Raw genomic sequence first — 18,733 nt, 5'->3', positions numbered from 1 at the left:
TGAACGACTGAGGTGATCGCTCGTGCACCACGGGTTGCTCGTCCCGCCCGTCTACTCTCCGATACCCCCGGCCATCCACCCGCGGCACCAGGCCGTCGACCGTCAGAACGCCGCATGGGCGCACGCCTTCGGCATAGGCTCGACGGAACTGCGTGACAAGCTCGTCGCCAGCGAGATCGGCACCTTCGCCGCGCGCATCCTCCCCGAAGGCGACGAAGAAGTCGCCCGGCTCCTCGCCGACTTCATCCTCTGGCTGTTCGGCGTCGACGACGGCCACTGCGAGGAGGGAGAACTCGGCGCCGACCCGGGGCTGCTCGCCGGTGAGCTCTCCCGCCTGCTGCGCGTCGCCCAGAATCCCGAAGCGCCGATGCTGCAGCAGGACCCCCTCGCCCGCGGCCTGCGAGACCTGAGCCGCCGCATGGCCCACCACGGCACGCCGGCCCAGGTGACCCGCTGGGTGGACGCACTGCGCGAGTACTTCCTCTCCGTGGTGTGGGAAGCCGGCCACCGCAGTCACGCGACGGTCCCCGACCTCAACGACTACACCCTCATGCGCCTCTACGACGGTGCCACCTCCGTCGTCCTGCCGCTGCTGGAGATGGGGCACGGCTACGAACTCGATCCCGGCGAGCGCGACCACCGGTCGGTCCGGGCCGCAGCCGAGATGGCCTACTTCGTCATCACCTGGGACAACGACCTCTTCTCCTACCACAAGGAGAGCCGCGCCGGTCAGCACTACCTCAACGTGCTGCGCGTCCTCCAGCACCACCGAGGACTGGCCCCGGAAGACGCACTGCGGACCGCAGTCGCCCAGCGCGACCGCGTCATGGTGCTCTTCGAGAGGCTCTGCGACCACCTGACGTCCACCGTCGACAGCCCGCGGCTGCGGCAGTACCTGCGCAGCCTCGGCCACTTCATCCGGGGCGCGCAGGACTGGGGCATCAGCTCCCACCGCTACACCACCCCCGACGACCCGGCACGGCTGCCCTCCACCTTCCTCGACGCCCCGACCGACGACAGCAGCGAGCCGCTGGACATCCCCTGCGTCGCCTGGTGGTGGGACCTGCTGCCCCGAGCGCAGGACGCCCCCTCGCCCCCGCCGGCGCAGCAGAAGACCCTCCTCACCGAACTGATGGCGAACTGACGGCCAGGTGCCGAGACAAGGAAACGCCGTGATGGCCGCAACCAGCGCCGCCGCTGTGCCACGAGCACCGGGCCGCATACCGCTCATCGGACACGTCCTCCCACTGGCCCGCCGCCCGCTCGACTTCATGCAGTCGCTGCGGCACACCGGCGACTTCGTACGGGTCGACGTGGGAACCCTGCCCATCTACTTCGTCAACAGTGCCGAGCTGACCCACGAACTGCTCGTCACCAAGGCGCGCCACCTGGACAAAGGCCGCTTCTTCGTCCGCGCCCGCGTCCTGGTCGGGGACTCCCTGCCCACCGCTCCCAGCCACATCCACAAACGGCACCGGCGGCTGATGCAGCCCAGCTTCCACCAGGCCAAGATCGCCGGGTACGCCGCGACCATGGCCGCCCGCGCGCGTGCCATGGCCGACGCGTGGACCGACGGGCAGACCGTCCAGGTCGACCAGGAACTCGCCGAGTTCTCCGTGGGCACCCTGGCCGAGACGATGTTCTCCGCCGACATCAGCCGGCCCGCCGCCGAAGCCGTCCGCGTCGACGTGCCGATCCTGCTGCGCTACGCCCTGCTGCGGGCGGTCACCCCGCGCCTGCTCGACCACCTGCCGATTCCGGCGAACCGGCGCTTCAACCAGGCGGCGAAGAGGTTGCGCACGGTCATCGACGACGTCATCGCCGCCTCCCACAAGGAAGGCGACGTCGACTACAACGACCTGCTGTCCATGCTGCTCAACGCCCGCGACGCGGACACCGGGGAGAAGCTCACCGACCGCGAGATCCGGGACGAACTCGTCGCCATCATGTTCGCCGGCACCGAGACGACCGCCTCCACCCTCGCCTGGACCTTCCACGAACTCGCCAAGGCACCGGAAGTGGAGAAGAAGCTCCTCGCGGAGATCGACGAGGTGGCACCGGACGGGAACATCGCCTTCGAGGACCTCCCGAAGCTGACCTACACCCGGCAGGTGATCGACGAGATCGGCCGTATGCACTCGGTGCCGCTCCTCATGCGCCGCGTCACGAAACCGGTGGAACTCGCAGGTCACCGCCTGGAGGAGGGCACCGAACTCGCCTTCAGCCTCTACTCCCTGCACCGCGACGAACGCCTCTACGACGACCCGCACACCTTCGACCCGGACCGCTGGTTGCCCGAACGCCGGGAAGGGCGGCCCCGTGAGGGGTACATCCCCTTCGGCGCGGGGAACCGCAAGTGCATCGGTGACGGCTTCGCGCTGACGGAGATCGCCATCGCGATGGCCACCGTCCTCTCCCGCTGGCGGTTCGAGCCCCTCCCGGGCCACACGGTCCGCGAAGTCGCCTCCGCCGTCGCACACCCGGACAAGCTGCCGATGCGGGTCGTGTCCCGCCGGACGTAGCCCCCCGGCCGCCCGGCCGGTCCCGTCCGGCCCGTGTCTGCGCGGACCGGGCGGGTCCCCGGCCGTCCGCCCCCTGCGGGACTTCTCGTGCGGGGGTGCGTCAGCCTCCGACGGCCGGCAGACGGCAGAAGCACGAGGCGTGGTCCGGAACCACTGCCGCTCGGCCCTCCCCTCCACGGCTCCCGGCACCCGCGCCCCCGGGCAGGACCGTACGTCGCCGCTCTTCGGCGGGGCGGCTCGTACCGGTGGGCACGCGGAACCGCCGCCGGGGCCGTCGGGCCCATGCTCGTGGCGTTGAATCCGATCGCGCCGCTTCTCCGGTAGAAGGAGGCATGACTCTCTCGTCCGAGACGGAGGACCGCACCTGTCCTGTGAGCCCGCAAACCCCACTGTGGTCCCGCTGCGGCACGCAGACTCCGCACCCGGACGTCGACACTCCGGGAGCCGTAGAGGCACTTCTGGCCTCGTGGCTGGAGGACCGTGTGGTCGAAGCGGCTTCACTCGATGAGGTGTTCTGCGACGAGGTCGCCCGGCCCGTCGCGGACTTCGTCCTGCGCGGCGGCAAGAGGCTGCGTGCCTCGTTCCTCTGGTGGGGGTGGCGTGCTGCGGGGGGCTCGGGCCGGGAGCCCGAGGCGAGCGGCGCGCTGAAAGCTGCGGCTTCTCTCGAGTTGCTGCAGGCGCTCGCCCTGATCCATGACGATGTGATGGATCGCTCAGAGACGCGGCGCGGAAGGCCGGCCCTCCACATGGACTTCGCCGCCCGCCATCGCGGGGTCGGCATGAACGGCTCGCCGGAGGCGTTCGGCACGAGCGGTGCCGTGCTGGCCGGTGATCTCGCTCTGATGTGGGCCGAGGACCTGTTCGCCGAGGCGACACGCGAGCGCGCAGCTCCACGTGGCGAAGACCTCGGGTGGCGGGCCATGCGGGCCGAGATGGTCGCCGGCCAGTACCTGGATCTGCGCACGCAGGCCGTCGGAGCGTTCTCCCCCGAAAGCGCCTTGCGGGTGGCGGCGCTGAAGACGGCGGCCTACACCGTGCGGCGGCCACTGGGCATGGGCGCGGCCCTCGCGGGCGCTTCCCCACACACCCGCAGGTGCCTGGAGGCCGCAGGGCACAGCGCGGGCCTCGCCTTCCAGCTCCGCGACGACCTCGACGGCGTGTTCGGCGACCCGGCCGCCACCGGAAAGCCGGCAGGGGAGGACGTGCGCGAGGGGAAGGCCACCCATCTGGCGGCCCTCGCGTGGCAACGGGCGGAAGCGTGCGAGGACCATCAGGCGCTGGAGGTGATGAGACGCGTCTTCGCCGACTCCCACCTGGGCGCCGAAGCCCTGGAGGAGTACCGGCACGCGCTGGTCCGGGTCGGCGCACGTGACGCCGTGACCGAGCGGATCGAGGCGCTGGTGAGGCACGCCACCACAGAGCTTGCCCGCGCCCGGCTCGACTCCGACGCCGAGCAGCGGCTCGTCGACCTCGTCCACGCCGCCACCCGCGTCGTCCCCGGAGCCCCGGGGGTTGCAACGGACCGGAGGAGTACGTGACGCGAACGGTTCCCGGCCCCACCGACCGCGTCGTGGTGGTCGGCGCGGGACTCTCCGGGCTCTCCGCAGCACTGCATCTGCTCGGCTCCGGTCGGGAGGTGACCGTCGTCGAACGCGATGCCGGACCGGGCGGCCGGGCCGGCCGCACCGACCTCGGCGGCTTCCGGCTCGACACCGGCCCCACCGTGCTCACCATGCCGCATCTCCTGGACGAGGCGTTCGCCGCCGTGGGCACGTCGGTCAGGGGCCGACTGGAGCTGACACAGCTTCACCCCGCCTACCGGGCGCTTTTCGCCGACGGCTCGAGCCTGGACGTGCACACCGACGCGGAAGCGATGGAGGAGGAGATCCACCGCTTCGCCGGGCCACGCGAGGCAGCCGGGTACCGCGCTCTCCGCTGTTGGCTGCAGCGCCTGTACCGCGTGCAGATGCGCCGTTTCATCGACGCCCACTTCGACTCTCCCCTCGACCTTCTGCACCCGGACCTGGCGCGGCTGGCCGCACTCGGCGGCTTCGGCCGCCTGGAGACCCGCATCGGCCACTTCCTGCGCGACGAGCGGCTGCGGCGCGTCTTCACCTTCCAGTCGCTCTACGCCGGGGTGCCCCCGGCCAAGGCGTTGGCGGCCTACGCGGTCATCGCCTACATGGACACCGTGGCAGGCGTGTACTTTCCCACCGGTGGCATCCACGCCGTCGCTCGTGCCATGACCGCGGCAGCAGCCGAGGCCGGAGCCACCTTCCACTGGAACACCGAGGTCGGCAGCCTGGAGCGGTCCGGCGACCGGATTCGCGCCGTGCGCACCGCCGACGGTCGCCGCCTGCCCTGCGACGCAGCCGTCCTGACCTGTGACCTGCCCGCCGCCTACGGCCTGCTGGGCCGCACACCGCGCCGACCGCTTCGGCTGCGGCACTCACCGTCCGCCGTCGTGCTGCACGCCGGAACCGACCGCACCTGGGACGAGCTGCAGCACCACACCCTCTCGTTCGGTCACGCCTGGCATCGCACCTTCGACGAACTCACCCGCCACGGGCGGCTGATGACCGACCCGTCGCTGCTGATCTCACGCCCCACCGCCCACGACCCCGGCCTCGCCCCACCGGGTAGGCACCTGCACTACATCCTGGCGCCCTGCCCCAACACCGACATCGGCCCGAGCCCCGCCGCCTGGCGCGACCTGGGACCCCGCTACCGGGACCAGCTGGTCGCCGAGCTCGAACGCCGCGGCCTGACCGGCCTGAGCACCTCCATCGAGGACGAGCAACTGGTGACCCCCGCCGACTGGACGGCCCAGGGCATGGCCGCAGGCACCCCCTTCTCCGCCGCCCACACGTTCGCGCAGACCGGCCCGTTCCGTCCCCGCAACCTGATGCGGGGCACCACCAACGGCGTCCTCGCCGGCTGCGGAACCACCCCGGGCGTCGGCGTCCCCACGGTCCTCATCTCCGGGAAGCTCGCCGCTCAGCGGATCACCGGAGCGAGGGCGCTTCCCGCGTCCCGTCACCACCACTGCGCCGAAAGCATGCCGCACTGCGGCAGCCGCATCCCGGCAGGAGGCACCGACCATGACGGCACGTGAACTGACTGCCGCCGGCATCACCGAACCGGGCCTGCGCCGGGACTACACGCTGTGCCGGGCCCTGAACGCCCGCCACGGCCGCACCTACTTCCTGGCCACGCGCCTGCTGCCGCCCGCTCGTCGCCCGGCAGTGCACGCACTGTACGGCTTCGCCCGCTGGGCCGACGACATCGTCGACGACCTCGCCGCCGATGCCGCCGTCCACGAGCGGGCGGCAGCCCTGAGCCGCTGGGAGCAGGAGCTGGCCGTCGGCCTCCGTACCGGCTCCAGCGGCGAACCGGTGGTGCGAGCCGTGGCGCACACGGCCCGCACCTACGGCATCTGCCACACCCACTTCACCGACTTCATGGCGTCCATGCGCATGGACCTCCAGGTCCGCGCCTACCCGGACTATCCGGCTCTGCAGACCTACATGCACGGTTCGGCGGCCGTCATCGGCCTGCAGATGATGCCGGTGCTGGGCACCGTGGTCCCGGCGGAGGAGGCCGAAGCCCACGCTGCCGCGCTCGGTGTCGCCTTCCAGCTGACCAATTTCCTCCGCGACGTCGGCGAGGACCTCGACCGTGACCGCGTCTACCTGCCCGGCGACCTGCTGGCCGCCCACGGCGTCGACCGGGGCCTGCTGCAGTGGAGCCGTGCCACCGGACGCCACGACCCACGCATCAGCAGCGCCCTGCGGGCCGCCGACGCCCTCACCCGCGAGGTGTACCGGGAGGCCGAGCCGGGCATCGCCCTGCTCGATCCCGTCTCCCGCCCCTGCATCCGCGCCGCCTACACCCTGTACTCGGAGATCCTCGACGCCGCCGCCGACGCCGGCTACCCGGTGCTGCACCGCCGCGTCGCCGTCTCGCCGGCCCGACGCGCCGTGGTGGCCGCACGCGGCGTCACGGGAGTGGCCGCCGCCCGGCTGCGGCGCGCCCCGTCCGCCGCACGGCGACGCCCCGGGAAGCCGGAACCCGTCCGTCACCCCGTTCTGCCGCGAGAGGACTCGGCATGAGCCCGCTCCCCGCACCGCGCCGCCGGCCTCGTCTTCCGCTCTCCTGGCGCCGCCGGCCCAGCCGCTGGGACGCTCAGGAGCCCACCTGGCGGGAGGCGAGCCCCGCGCTCATCGCGGCCGCCCTGAAGACGGCGTCCGCTCGGCCGACCGGCAACTGGTATGTCGTCGCAGGCAGCCGCGAGGTGCGCCCGGGCACCGTCCTGGGCCGCACCGTGGGCGGTCTGGAGGTCATCCTCTGGCGCGGGGACGACGGTGCGCTCCGTGCGGGGCCGGGCGCCTGTCCCCACCTCGGTGCGCCGCTGCGCGACAGCCCGGTGCGCTGCGGGAGAGTGGTCTGCCACTGGCACGGTCTCGCGCTGGACGGCGCGCCGTTCGCCGGCTGGGAGCCCTACCCCGCCCACGACGACGGCCTGCTGGTCTGGGTGCGACTGGACGCGCTGGGAGGCGAGTCCCCGATGCAGAGCCCGCTCGTCCCCGCCCGTCCCTCCCTGCCCGGCGCGGTCGGCGCCGTCATGAGCGCGCAAGGCGTCTGCGAGCCGGAGGACGTGGTCGCCAACCGGCTCGACCCCTGGCACGGCGCCTGGTTCCACCCCTACTCCTTCGTCGACCTCACGGTGGAGAACGCCGCCGACGAAGGCTTCACCGTACGGGTGTCGTTCAAGGTGGCCGGCCGGCTCGTCGTCCCCGTGCGCGCGACGTTCACCGCCCCCGGACCCCGCACCGTCGTCATGCGGATCGTCGAAGGCGAAGGCGAGGGGTCCGTGGTCGAGACGCACGCGACCCCCCTCGGGCCCGACACGCACGACCGGCCCCGCACGCGTGTCGTCGAAGCCGTCGTCGCCACCTCTGAACGGACCGGGTTCGTCGCCGCGCGGCGCGCCGCCCCGCTGCTGCGTCCGCTCATGAGTGCGGCGGCCGCGCGCCTGTGGCGCGACGACCTCGCCTATGCCGAACGTCGCTACCTGCTGCGCTCCACCGGTCGTTTCCCCGGCTGACCGCTCCACCCGGTAGCCCGAACGGGGCGAGCAACGGGGCTGCGGGTCAGGCCAGGGCCGCTGCGGCCCTCAGCGCGGCCGAGCGCCCCGCCCGCGGCACGGTCCACAGCGTCTGCCCGCGCACACCCCACTGCCGCAACAGGGCGTTCGCCGCCTGGAATCCGGTGGTCGCGGCTCGCTCCATCAGGGCCACCGGCAGGTCGGTGCGCACCAGATCGCCGGCGAGCATCAGCCGTGCGTGCGGCGTGGTCACTCCGGGGCGGCGCGGGTGACCGCCCACCTCGAAGAGCGGGCAGTCCGCCCGCCATTCGTGCCGTACATCGATGATCCGCGCCTGACGCGTTTCCGGATACACGGAGTGCAGGTGTGCCGTCAGTTGCTCCTCCGTGGCCGCGCGGTCGGTGCCGTCGGCCACGGCGTAGGCATGCAGTTCGACGACCGAACCGCCGGTGCGCTCCGCCCATCGGCGGGCCTCACCCTCCCATCGGTCGAGGACGCTGACGTTGTCCAGCGGGCCGTAACCGCTGGTGCCCAGGAACCCCGGCCGGTCGGCGGCCACCGGGCGGTCCAGCCACAGACGGGAGACCAGGAACGGCGGCGCGGCGCGCAGCCCGGCCACGCGCGAGCGCCAGTCGGCGTCGCCCAGGCCGGGGGAGCGCCCCACGAGGGACTGCAGACCCGCGGTGTCCAGCGCGAGCACCACCGCATCCACCTCCTCGCTGGCCGGCCCGGAGACGACCGTGAACCCTGCGTCCCGCGGCTGCACGGTCTCCACCGGTGTCTTGGTCCGGACCCGTGCACCGTGGCGGGCCAGGTAGCCGGCGAGCGGCTCCCACAACACGTGCGGGAACGGTTCGCGGGGGACGTCGAACAGCAGGCCCTCGCTGGAGCCGAGGAAGTAGATGTGGAACATCAGGACGAGTTCGGCGGCGGAGAAGTCGCGCGGGTCGGCGAAGAAGCTGCGTGAGAACACCTCGAACGCGAGATGCCGGGCGGCGGGCGGGAACCCGATCGCGTCCAGGTACGAGGCGGCGCTGGCGCCGTCGAAGCGCGCGTACACCTCCGGGACCCGCACATCCAGCAGCGACAGTGCCGCTCGCGGCCGGATCCGGGTCAGATCCCGCCAGGCGAAGGCCTCGCTGCGGGCCACGAACGCCGCCGCGTTCCACGGCGGCGTACGGGGCAGTCCGCGGAACCCGTCACGCAGACCGTCGTGGTGCCACAACGGATAGTCCGCGAGCGGCGTGAGCATGCCGAGGGATCCGTCCACACGCCGCAGCAGCCCCCGCAGGTTGTAGTACTGGCGAAAGAAGGCGTGGAAGCCGCGGCTCATCGTCACCCGGCTGCCGTCCGCGAGACGCTCCGGCCAGCCCAGCAGCCGACCGCCCAGCCCGGACTCCCTCTCATACACCGTGACGCGCGCACCACGTTCGGCCAGTCCGGTCGCCGCCGCGAGCCCGGCGATGCCGCCGCCGACCACCGCGACGCGCGGCGGCGCACCCGTCAGCCGCGGCGCCCCCGGCGGCGGCTGCAGCGCCTCCGCGCGCGGGTCGCGTCCACGTCGTCCCCGGCCGTGAGCATTCACACGCATCACGCGGCACCCCCTCGGCGCGCGACGAAGGTGTGGACGATGCCCCACTGCCACCCGGTGGCCGGAAGCACCCGCACGTCCTCGAACCCGGCTCTCCGCAGCCGGGCACGGAAGTCGGGGGCATCGTCGAAATCCAGGACGCTGCGCCACAGATGCCGGTACAGGCGGCCGTCGCCGCGCAGTGACGCCACGGGGACGAGACCACCCCGGCAGACTCCCGTCCACAGCGCGCGGTGTGCCCGGGCGCCGCTGAGGGTGTACTCGTGCACCGCCAGCCGCCCAGCCGGAGCCAGCAGATCCCGTACAGCGGCCAGTACCCCGTCGGGATCGGAGAGGTTGCGGAAGAGGTACGCGGCGAAGACCGCGTCGAACGGGCCCCGCACCCCGGCTTCGGTGAGCTGCTCGGCGGGGCCGTGTACGAACTCCACCGCACCGGGCGGCCACGGTTTGGCCTCCGCCCGCTCCAGCATCCCCGCCGACGCGTCCACGGCGGTGACGTGGGCCCGTGGCGCGGCGGACAGCAGTGCGGCGGTGGAGGACCCGGTGCCGCAGCCCAGATCCAGGATGCGCAGCGCCGCACCGCGGTCAGGAAGGCGCAGTCGTCGCGCGGAGCGCCGGAGCCCGGCCCGGTAGCCCGGGTTGGCGGCCGTGAAGCGGTCGTAGGTGCCGGCGGCGTGGTCGAAGGCGGCGGAGAGTTCTTGGTCGTGCAGCAGGGGCACCGCGTCTCCAGGGAGGGTGTGAGCAGGAGTCAGGTCGTCGTGGGCGGTCGGGGCCGCAGCCAGGGAAGTTCGGCCACGGTGCGGAGCATGGGCAGCACCGGGGTGCTCGCCCCGACCCGCAGGTCTTCGAACGGTGTCGTCGTTCCGTCCAGAAAACGCAGTAACCGCCTGGTGTCGTTACGCGTGAACAACCGCTCGAAGAACGCGGCGCCGTCCACCCGGCCGGCGTCCAGGGCGCGCAGCATCACCGCGTCCATCGCCCGGGACCTCGCCGTGTGCGCGGGAGGGGGCGTGGGAGTGCGGCCGGCGAACAGGGCGTCGGCCACCGCGCGCACCTGGCGCTGCGCGGCGGTGAACGTGTAGCCGGTGGAGGGCCGCGTCGCGCCGCCGGCCGTACCGATGCGGAAGACGGAAGCACCGACGCGCCGGGGGAAGCGGCCGTCCGTCATCGGGATGGCGCCCTGCTCGGTCGCCTCGACCTCGAAGCGGCCGAGCCCCAGGACCTTCCCCGTGTAACGGCGCAGGGCCTCGTCGTACTGCGCCACGGTCAGGGGTCTGCGGGAGAACTCGGTGTACTCCACCAGGGCTTCACGTGTGCTGAAAGGGAGGACGTAGCCGAAGGACAGGCCCTCCTGCGGCTGTTCGGTGCGCAGATCCATCAGCACCGCGGCTCCCGGATCGAACGCGGAGTGCTCCGTGCGCAGGAACCAGCCCCGGAAGTGCTGCCACAGCAGGGTCCGTGCCGGAGGCAGGGCGTGTGGACGGGAGTCGAAGACCCACCGGGCGCACACCGTACGCTCCGCTCCGTCCGGTGCCGTGCAGTGCACGCGTGCCTCCCTCTGCCCGGAGTCGATGCCGGTGACCGTGGCATCGAGACGGGAAAGGGTGCGAACGGCCGCGAGGCGGCGGTCGGTTTCCCGCTCGTAGGAGGGAGAGCGGATCATCAGGTAGCGCATCGGCGAGATGTCCGATGCGACGACGCGGCCGGTGGGTCCGTGCACGCGGACCCTCGGCCAGGACGCCGTGGCGAGCGCTTCGAGTTCTCCCGGTTCATCGTGCCAGAAGCACCACGTCCGCTCGGGCGGGCGCAGCCGCCTGAGTGGCGTCTCGATGAGAAGGACCGTCAGCCGAGGGGCTGCCGGCGGCGGGTCGGCCAGCATCCGTGCGAGGGAGAGACCCGCCGCTCCTGCCCCTACGATCGCGACGTCGACGTCAGGCACCGGCCGCACCGCCCCGGCCGGTCAGCGGCAGGGAACCGCGGACCACGCTCCTACCCGAGTGGGCCGTGGTGCCGTCATACGGCTGGGCCGATACGTCCAGCAGGGCGTACACGTCGGTGTCGACTCCCTTCGGAAGGGTGAGTGTGGAGCTGCCTCCCGTGCCCAGGGTGCCGAGCGGAATCAGCTTCCGGTGTGTGCGGTCCATGAGCCACACCTCGTAGTACCCGGCCGTGGACGGCAGACCGTGCACCGTCACCCGGACGCGGCCCGGCGCGCCGTCCCGCACGAGCTGCACCTCGCCCCGCGCCTCGCCGGTCCCGCCCGCCCCGCCCGCCTTCGGTGGGGTGAGGGCTCGTGCCCCGGCCGCTGTGGGTGACGTCTCGGGCTGCCGCATCTCCCACCAGGTTGCGGCACTGCCCGCGGCGGCGCCGCCCAGCACCAGGCAGACGACGGAGGCGACGCCGGCCAGGCAGCGAGAGGTCCGCCAGGTGCGCCGGTTGCGGGTGAGCCCCGTCGCGGCGGGCGTCTCGCGGTCGGTGGCAGCGGATGCCCCGCCCGTGTCACCCCGCGTGGCACCCCGCGTACGGGCGTCCTTCGTCACGTCGGCCAGCAGCGCTTCCCACACCCTGGGCGGCGCCGGTACCGGGAGGTCTTCCGCCGTCAGCGACCGCCCGGCGTGTGCGACCCGCTGGAAGGACGCGAGTCGCTCGATGCAGGCGTCGCAGTGACGCAGGTGGCCGGTCTGCCACGGAGCGAGGGTCGCCGCCTGCCCGTCCAATGCGTGTGCCGCGAGGTCTGCCGGATCGATGTGACGCACTGCGGAAGACCTCCTTCTGGCACCACCCGGGTCGGGGGTGCCGTGGCGCACACAGGGCGATCATGCCCGCTGCCGGGGTTCTGCGGTGACGACCAGGTTGTTCCGGTAGCCGGTCCCCTCGTCGTACGGGGGAGCGCAGGTGATGAGGGTGAGCACCGGAGGCCCTTCCCGGCGGAACAGTCCGGACGGCAGCCGTTCCTGGTCGACGACCTCGCGTGCGGTGATGCGGTACCGCGCCCGGTCCGCTCCGTCCCGGCGGATCGATACCTCGTCGCCTGCACGGACGTCGTAGAGAGCAGCGAACTCCCCGAGCTCCCCGGTGGCATGGTCGACATGTCCCACGAGCACCGCGGATCCGCGGTCCTTGCCGGGTGCGACGCCGAAGCGGTACCAGCCCGCCGAGTCGGGCGACGTGGGGACTTCCACCGTTCCGTTCTCCAGCACTCCCACCGGCTCCACGCGCGCCGCGAGGCCGACCCGGTCGATGCGGATGCTCGCCGGCTCGGCGGGCGGCCCGGTCGGCAGCGCGTCCGTCCCGGGTCGCCCTGCTCCGCTCGCGCTCGGTGGCGTCGAGTGGGGGGCCGGAGCGGGCGCCTCGGCGCTGCGGGTGTCGCCGGTCGTCCGGGTGCCGAAGTCCGGCGGCGGACCGCCTCCGGGCAGCAGGACGAACGCCGTCGCTGCCGCGGTGCAGAGCACCGCGGCAGTGAGGGCTGCCCGGACCGGCGGCAGGCGTCGTCGCATCGGATGCCTCCTGCGATCCCCTCCCCTCAGTGACGGGAGGCCGCGGCCGTCTGCCGGCGCTGACGCAGTGCCAGGGCGCCGGCCGCCAGGGCGGCCGCACCTGCGGAGCCGGCCAGCCAGAGGGCTGCGGAGTTGGTGCCGGCCTGCGTGTCGCCCATGCCGGCCTCGACGCCGCCCGGTTCGGAGTGCATCCCGGAGAGCGTCTGCACCTTGAGCGCGAGGTTGTCCTCCTCGGCGCTGCCCCAGGCGTAGACGATGTTGCTCGTGCCTTCCTTCAGGGTCAGGTCGGCCGGGCCGATGGCCACGTCATCGGTCCCGGCGAGCGTCACGTCTGCCGAGACGGTGCCCGCGTCCACCACGCCGGACTTCTCGTTCGGGTTGGTCAGGTCCTTGAACACGGCCTTGTCGTTCGCCCGCACATCCACGGCCGGGGCGGCGGCGACGTGCCGCACCGTCAGGCGGGACTTGCCGGCGTCCACCTTCGCGGTGTCGTTGACGAACGCGGTCAGTTGCGGCTCGCCGTCGGCACTCAGATGAGCGGCGACGGTGGCGTTGGCTCCGGCGGGCACCTCGACGGTCTTCTCGATCGCGGGGTCGTCCGACTTCGGGTCGGCGCCGTCGGGGAAGACCTTCAGGTCGTAGCTGCCGGCCGCCAGCGGCAGGGGCTCCGTCAGCGTGCCCGGCTCGAAGTCCGGGATCAGCTCCTTGTCGCCGGCGTAGACGTCCACGGTCATCCCCGGGACCCCGTGGAAGACGGACACCATGGCCTTGTCCTGCTCGGAGGCGCCGGCGGGTGCAGCGGCGGTCAGGCCGAGGGCGCAGGTGCCGAGAGCAGCCGCAACGGCGGTGCTCTTGCGGATGTACGACATCTCTCTGGTTCCTTTCGCGGGGAGCTCCGCCCGGCGCGGAAGCTGCTGACCTGAATTCCGGGAATCGGGGTGTTCCGGATGCACGCTCGGCCGACGAATCGGAGCATGTATGTGCAAGGCGGGCGCCGGTGGGGGCACCGGGCGACGCCGCCGTCCCGCAGGGGATGTGCCCCCTGACGCCCCGGTGGGACTGGCATGTGCATGCAGCGACAGGGGCGGGCAGCGCGAAGCACGCACTACGGCACCCGTGCACAATCACCGACAAACCGGTCACCCGATCCCGGTGGGTACGACTCCGCGCGCCTCACCGTCAGGACCCAGGACACCGGGTGCGAGCTGAACGCGCGGTGGGACTACGCGGCCTGAGCGGACAGCCGGCAGAAGCACGAGGAGTGCACCGGGACGTCCGCCCTGGCCCGCGCGAGGCGCAACTGCTGCTCGACGAGGGCGGCTTCGCGCGTGCGGCCCAACCGCTCCAGGCACTCGTGGTAGCCGTGGAGGCTCCATACGTTGCCCGGGTGCTGCTGGGACCGGGGGATGCTGCCGTCCAGACCCAGGTCGGCCCGGTACACCGCCTCGGCCTCCTCGACGTGGTCCTGCTCCAGCAGCAGCGCGCCGTAGGCGTGCCGGGTGGGCTGCATCCACCCCCAGGGTTCGTCGTAGGGGAGGTGGTCGTCGAGCTCGATCGACCGTCGCAGCGCGGCGTAGGCGTCGTCGAGGTTCCCCCTGCGGTACTCCAGTTCGCCCTCCAGCATCGAGGCCGCCACCGCGAGGATGTCCTGACAGGTGTTGTTGAACAGCATGCGCGACTCCGGCACCCGCAGCCGCGCCGCGTCGAACATCGCCTGCTGGGCGGCGGCCGCGTCCGTCCGGCCGGAGGCGGCGTGGGCGACGGCCTTCGCGTAATGCAGGAGAGCTGTGGTGACGCAGTACAGCTCGGAGTCGCCGGGCAGTTCGGCGTCGATGATCTCCTGCCACATGCCGAAGCGGATCAGGACGTGCATGCGCAGGGGGAGGAGGCCCTCGAGCCAGTCCGCCATCGGCGGCACCTGCACGCGGAGGAGTTCCTCGGGAACCGCGGCCTCGAGCGCGTCGCACGTCTGCAGCGCAGCCGCCCGCTGCCCGAGCAACATCGCGCCGTAGATCTTGAAGTGGTAGTCGTGGCAGCGGTACAGCGTGTAGAAGTTCATCGGGCCGGAACGCGCCACGCACTTCTCGTCCGCCTCGATGGCACGCGAGTTGGACGAGACCACGCGGGCGTAGTCGCCGCACAGGACGTCGAGGTGGGTGGGCATGTGCTGCAGGTGGCCCGCGTCGGGGACGAGGTCGCGGAGCCGGTCGGCCATCGGCAGGGCCTGTTCCGGCGTGGACGACATCTCCATCAGGTGGATGTACAGGTGCAGCACGCCGGGGTGGTCCGGCCCCCCGGGCAGCCCCAGCGCGTGGTCGAGGACGGCGCGCGCCTCCACGGCACGGGACCCCGGCGCCGGCTCACCGGTCCACTGGTCCCACAGCTGCCAGGGGGTGAGGTTCAACAGCGCGTCGGCGAACAGCGCGGCCACGTCGAGGTCGTCGGCGTGCTCGCCGTACACGCGGCGCATCGCCTCGGCGTAGCGGTGGTTCCACACCGCCAGGTCCGGCACCGCCCGCGGCCGCGGGTAGCGGTGCCGCAGCGCTCCGACGAGCGCCCGCTCCACCGGCGCAGCCCTCTCCGCGAGCCGTGCCGCCTCCTCGGACGCTTCGAACGCCCGGGAGACGCTCGTCGCGAGATCGACCGGGTCGAAGGCCTCCCACGGCTTGTTGTAGTTCGGCCCCAGAGCGAAGGCGATGCCCCAGGGAGCCATGGCGCACCCGGCGTCGTGGGCACGCGCCCGCTCGAAGCAGTCGATCGCCTCCTCGTGGTGGAAGCCGTAGCTCCACATCAGACCGCGGTCGAACCAGACCTGCGCCGCCTCCACCGTGGTCGACACCGGCCGGCTGTAACGCCCGAGGTCGTAGTAGTCGCTCATCGCACGCACCCTCCGGCCGTCTCCACCACCAGGAGCCCAGCACAGCGGCGGACCGACTCCCTGCCGCGCCCGCGGCCCCGCTCCGCCTGCCGCGCCGACAGCGGAAACGCACGCCACACGCCGACGGCACCTCCGCCGCCACAGCGCGCAGACGCCCTTTCATGGTGACCCTTCCACCTGCCGCCAGCCAGTCGGCGACGCCGAGATCGGCCGGCGACTTCCCGGTTCCCGCGTGACGCGCCGATTTCCGTGCAGGGGACCTCCCGCTCATCGGGAGGTGCGCGGCCCCCTACGACTCCGTCGGAGCTGCGGGCTTCTGGACGGGATTGCCACTCGGTAGGCGCGGAGTCGAGCATTTCAGCACGTCGGAGCTGACGTAACGTGCGGTGTCCGCTGCCAGTCGCGCGGCACTTTTGGCGAGTCTCTCCGAGGGCACGTCGGACCCTCTCCGGCGGTCGGGAAGGAGCACCTGGACCGATGCGCCAAAGTCACCGTTTTGTGCAGTGCGCCCCTTCGGGCTTCTGCAGTCGAATACGAGTACAGATTTTTCCGGGGTCGTGAACCCGATCGCAGACCCCAAGGTGATCTTTATCCGGTTATCTGGATAATATCTCTTGTAGCTCTTGAAGAGATCTTCGGCCTGCGCGTCAGTTTTTATGAAGGTGGCGACTTTCACCACGGAAAAGACATCACTCTTCTTCTGGGTGATCCAGATATCGCAGTCGCCCTCCGTGGCCCCACCGGTGCTGCCCAAGGCGTCGATTCCACCTCCTTTCGAGGGCATCATTTTGGTACTTGTGTAGGGTCCCGGGTACATCTGCCGCAGTGCACTTGTGGAGATACTTGTGTCGCAGAGTGTACTCTTGAGGAGGCCTGTGTCCCGCTTTGCATCGCCGTCGGCGGAGCAAGACGTAATAAGGAGGCAGGCGATAATTGTCGTTGCCGGCACGGCTGCGAATTTTCGCAAGTCGATCAACCCCTCTTGCCTGCGCCAACTGCGCCAACGGCGAATGTCTGCTGGGACTCGCGGGCCACAGTGTGTCCCATTTGTTGGGAGTCACTTGCGTTGTAGCCGTGATTCCGAGCTGATTCTCTGACCATCGAGTCCATTGCTCTTTCGTGCGACTGTGCGCCGGAAGCATATGTGTCTCGCGCATCGAAATTGGCTTCTGTGGTGTAGTCCTGGCGAATGTGACCCACCACCGCCGTGCTGAGTCCATCGTAAGTGGCGCCCACTGCGGCACCTGCAACGGGAGTTGCGTAAATGCCTGTGGCGGTGCTGACTCCTAGTCCGACCCATTTGTTGACTTCGTCGACGGTGGAATTGAAGTCATTCGCTTCCGCCGTCTTGTGCCCGTGGACAGCCTCGGCGCGTGCTTCGCTCATGATGCCGGCAATCTCGGAGCCTGGAGTGGTGACGTTGATAACGCGATCCTCTACCCGCCCGAAGTCCTGGCCGTTGCCATCCGCCAGTGTTTCGTCGACCAGTCCTTGGGTGTAACCGATCTGAGCGCCGGTGACCGCCTTGTACGCGTCCGGGTCCTGGCCGATCGAGGCCATGAAATTGATGGCGTTGCCGCGGTCGATACCTGCCTCGCCGCCTACAGGGGCTCCGTTGGTCGGAAGGTCCTGGGTCGTGAACGCTTGCTGGAAGTCGCCCATGTAGTTGGCGGTGATGTCGCCGAGGCTGTCCTTGATGGGATCAAGGCGACCGTCGCCGTCGATGAGGTCCGCGTTCTCGGAGCTGCCGAGCGTGGTGACGAGTTCGTTCACGAGCTTGGCTTGTTCGGGCGTGTGGGCCGGCATCGAGGTTCCGTCGTAGTCGTACGGCCTCCCGGTCGTGGCCGCCTCGAGGGCGTGGCCGAGGTGGTCGATGTCTCCGTCGCCGCCGTGCCACTCGCGGTCCTTGAGGAGGTAGTCGAGATTGTCGACCTTGCCGTCGTCGGTGTCCGTGCTGCCGGAGAGGAAGTCGGTGGCCGCTTCGGGGTTGTGACCGAGGGCGTCGGAGAAGCCGACCATGGGGTCGGAGGTGATGAGGTCGAGAGCGGAGCCGCCGCCCCAATAGGATTCGCGGTCGGAGCCCCAGAACTGGTAGCGGTCCTGCTCTTCCTTGATGAGTTCGGTGCCGAAGTCGTTGAGGAGGCTCGAGTCCCATTCGCCGTTGGCCATCAGGCTGCTGGTGAGCTGGTAGCCGTTGTAGTCGTGGGTGCCTGCACGGCCTCCGGAGGAGTGGTAGTCGTTGTCTCCTGCAGCCATCAGGTCCTTCTCGAACCTGTCCATGGCCCGGCTGTCGACCGTGGTGGCGGTGCCGAGTGTGGTGCCGAGATTCTTCTGGATCTTCTTGAGCAGTTCCTTCTGGTCGTGGCCCGAACCCGGGGGCGGGTTCATCATCGTCATGTAGGACTGCAGTGTCCCGTCCGCCCCTCGTGTCCTGGCGAACTTCTCCGCGAAAACGGGGTCGTTCCCGTGTTTGCTGAGCAGTTTGTTCAGCTCACTGAGCTCGGTGGGGGAAGCGCGACCCGCCATGAGTTCGGCCGCCCGCTCGGCGTCCTTCTCGGCCTGGGCGACCTGTTCGAGGGTGGTGTGACCGGCCTTGGTGAAGGTGTCGTCCTCTTCACCGTTGCGGTCTGCCTTCAGGGCGGTTTCCGCGGTCTCGTCCGCCTCGGTGGCCTTCCGGAGGATGTCGTCGATCTTCCCCGCGTAGCGGTTCACGAGCCGCTGGCGGCCCGCACGCCAGTCGTCCATGCCCGGGTCGTGGCGGGCGGCCTTGTCCTGGTGCGTCGGGTGGTGGTCCGAGATCGCACCGTTGCCACCGACCTGCAGGTGCTTCTCCTGCATCTCCTCCTCGAGGGTGCGGAGCTGCTTCTGGAACTCGTGGAGGTCGTGATGGATGTCGTCCAGCAGCTTCGCCATGCGACCGGCTTCACCGGCTGCGGCGTCCATCTGCTTCTTCACCTGGACGATCTCGCTCTGCGCGGCGGCGGCGGCCTCGCCCTCCCAACTGCGCTCCAGTCGGCGTCTCACCCGCTGGTCGTAGTCGTCTCCAAGGCCCTCATAGGCGGATTTGACGGATCGCCAGTCCTTCGCCGCCTGCTCCAGGCCCGACAGATCGGCCTGGTCCAGCTGTTCGTAGTTCAT

The 18,733-nt window shown here is 71.0% G+C and carries 15 protein-coding genes; 6 read left to right on the top strand and 9 right to left on the bottom strand.

What is annotated here, in order from left to right; translation table 11 throughout:
• Window positions 1-22: 22 nt before the first annotated feature.
• The 6 genes from E4198_RS04390 (at window position 23) to E4198_RS04365 (ending at window position 7,629) form a co-directional block, all read left to right on the top strand.
• Window positions 23-1,144, top strand: coding sequence for a selina-4(15),7(11)-diene synthase (locus tag E4198_RS04390; protein WP_136181999.1), 1,122 nt, complete (start codon window positions 23-25; stop codon window positions 1,142-1,144).
• A 31-nt stretch (window positions 1,145-1,175) separates the two neighbouring features.
• Window positions 1,176-2,522, top strand: a complete 1,347-nt coding sequence (locus tag E4198_RS04385) for a cytochrome P450 (RefSeq protein WP_136181998.1) — start codon at window positions 1,176-1,178, stop codon at window positions 2,520-2,522.
• Window positions 2,523-2,854: 332 nt separating this feature from the next.
• Window positions 2,855-4,060, top strand: coding sequence for a polyprenyl synthetase family protein (locus E4198_RS04380; RefSeq protein ID WP_136181997.1), 1,206 nt, complete (start codon window positions 2,855-2,857; stop codon window positions 4,058-4,060).
• The gene (crtI, locus tag E4198_RS04375) at window positions 4,057-5,637 is read left to right on the top strand and encodes a phytoene desaturase family protein (RefSeq protein WP_136181996.1); all 1,581 of its coding nucleotides are present in this window, start codon (window positions 4,057-4,059) and stop codon (window positions 5,635-5,637) included. The genes E4198_RS04380 and crtI overlap by 4 nt, the downstream gene beginning before the upstream one ends.
• On the top strand, window positions 5,624-6,634 hold the full coding sequence (locus tag E4198_RS04370) for a phytoene/squalene synthase family protein (protein WP_136181995.1): 1,011 nt from the start codon (window positions 5,624-5,626) through the stop codon (window positions 6,632-6,634). The genes crtI and E4198_RS04370 overlap by 14 nt, the downstream gene beginning before the upstream one ends.
• A complete protein-coding gene (locus E4198_RS04365; RefSeq protein WP_136181994.1) occupies window positions 6,631-7,629 on the top strand; it encodes a DUF5914 domain-containing protein in 999 nt (332 codons plus the stop codon). The genes E4198_RS04370 and E4198_RS04365 overlap by 4 nt, the downstream gene beginning before the upstream one ends.
• 46 nt (window positions 7,630-7,675) lie before the next feature.
• Here the strand turns inward: E4198_RS04365 and E4198_RS04360 are convergent, their stop codons facing one another.
• The 9 genes from E4198_RS04360 to E4198_RS04320 all read right to left on the bottom strand — a co-directional run bounded on the left by E4198_RS04360 (window position 7,676) and on the right by E4198_RS04320 (window position 18,733).
• Window positions 7,676-9,220, bottom strand: coding sequence for an FAD-dependent oxidoreductase (locus E4198_RS04360; RefSeq protein WP_136181993.1), 1,545 nt, complete (start codon window positions 9,218-9,220; stop codon window positions 7,676-7,678).
• Window positions 9,220-9,939 carry a methyltransferase domain-containing protein gene (locus E4198_RS04355; RefSeq protein ID WP_136181992.1) on the bottom strand — a complete coding sequence of 240 codons (720 nt, stop codon included), beginning with the start codon at window positions 9,937-9,939 and terminating at the stop codon, window positions 9,220-9,222. Before E4198_RS04355 ends, E4198_RS04360 begins: the two co-directional genes overlap by 1 nt.
• A gap of 29 nt (window positions 9,940-9,968) precedes the next feature.
• Window positions 9,969-11,159, bottom strand: a complete 1,191-nt coding sequence (locus tag E4198_RS04350; RefSeq protein ID WP_136181991.1) for a lycopene cyclase family protein — start codon at window positions 11,157-11,159, stop codon at window positions 9,969-9,971.
• Window positions 11,152-11,976, bottom strand: coding sequence for an anti-sigma factor (locus tag E4198_RS04345; RefSeq protein ID WP_168711367.1), 825 nt, complete (start codon window positions 11,974-11,976; stop codon window positions 11,152-11,154). Before E4198_RS04345 ends, E4198_RS04350 begins: the two co-directional genes overlap by 8 nt.
• Before the next feature lie 60 nt (window positions 11,977-12,036).
• On the bottom strand, window positions 12,037-12,717 hold the full coding sequence (locus E4198_RS04340) for a class F sortase (protein WP_136181989.1): 681 nt from the start codon (window positions 12,715-12,717) through the stop codon (window positions 12,037-12,039).
• Between the two features lie 26 nt (window positions 12,718-12,743).
• Window positions 12,744-13,586 (bottom strand): DUF4397 domain-containing protein, encoded by an 843-nt coding sequence (locus E4198_RS04335; RefSeq protein ID WP_136181988.1) that lies wholly within the window; start codon window positions 13,584-13,586, stop codon window positions 12,744-12,746.
• A gap of 353 nt (window positions 13,587-13,939) precedes the next feature.
• Window positions 13,940-15,595: a hypothetical protein gene (locus E4198_RS04330; protein ID WP_136181987.1), complete on the bottom strand. Its 1,656-nt coding sequence runs from the start codon at window positions 15,593-15,595 to the stop codon at window positions 13,940-13,942.
• A 289-nt stretch (window positions 15,596-15,884) separates the two neighbouring features.
• Window positions 15,885-16,349, bottom strand: coding sequence for a hypothetical protein (locus tag E4198_RS04325; RefSeq protein ID WP_136181986.1), 465 nt, complete (start codon window positions 16,347-16,349; stop codon window positions 15,885-15,887).
• 218 nt (window positions 16,350-16,567) lie between these two features.
• Complete coding sequence (locus tag E4198_RS04320) at window positions 16,568-18,733, bottom strand: hypothetical protein (protein WP_136181985.1); 2,166 nt, start codon at window positions 18,731-18,733, stop codon at window positions 16,568-16,570.

It is taken from the genome of Streptomyces sp. RKND-216 (genome assembly GCF_004795255.1).
Taxonomy (GTDB): domain Bacteria; phylum Actinomycetota; class Actinomycetes; order Streptomycetales; family Streptomycetaceae; genus Streptomyces; species Streptomyces hazeniae.
The sequence above is the reverse complement of the archived record's forward strand: the minus strand, read 5'-3'. Positions and strand labels throughout refer to the sequence as shown.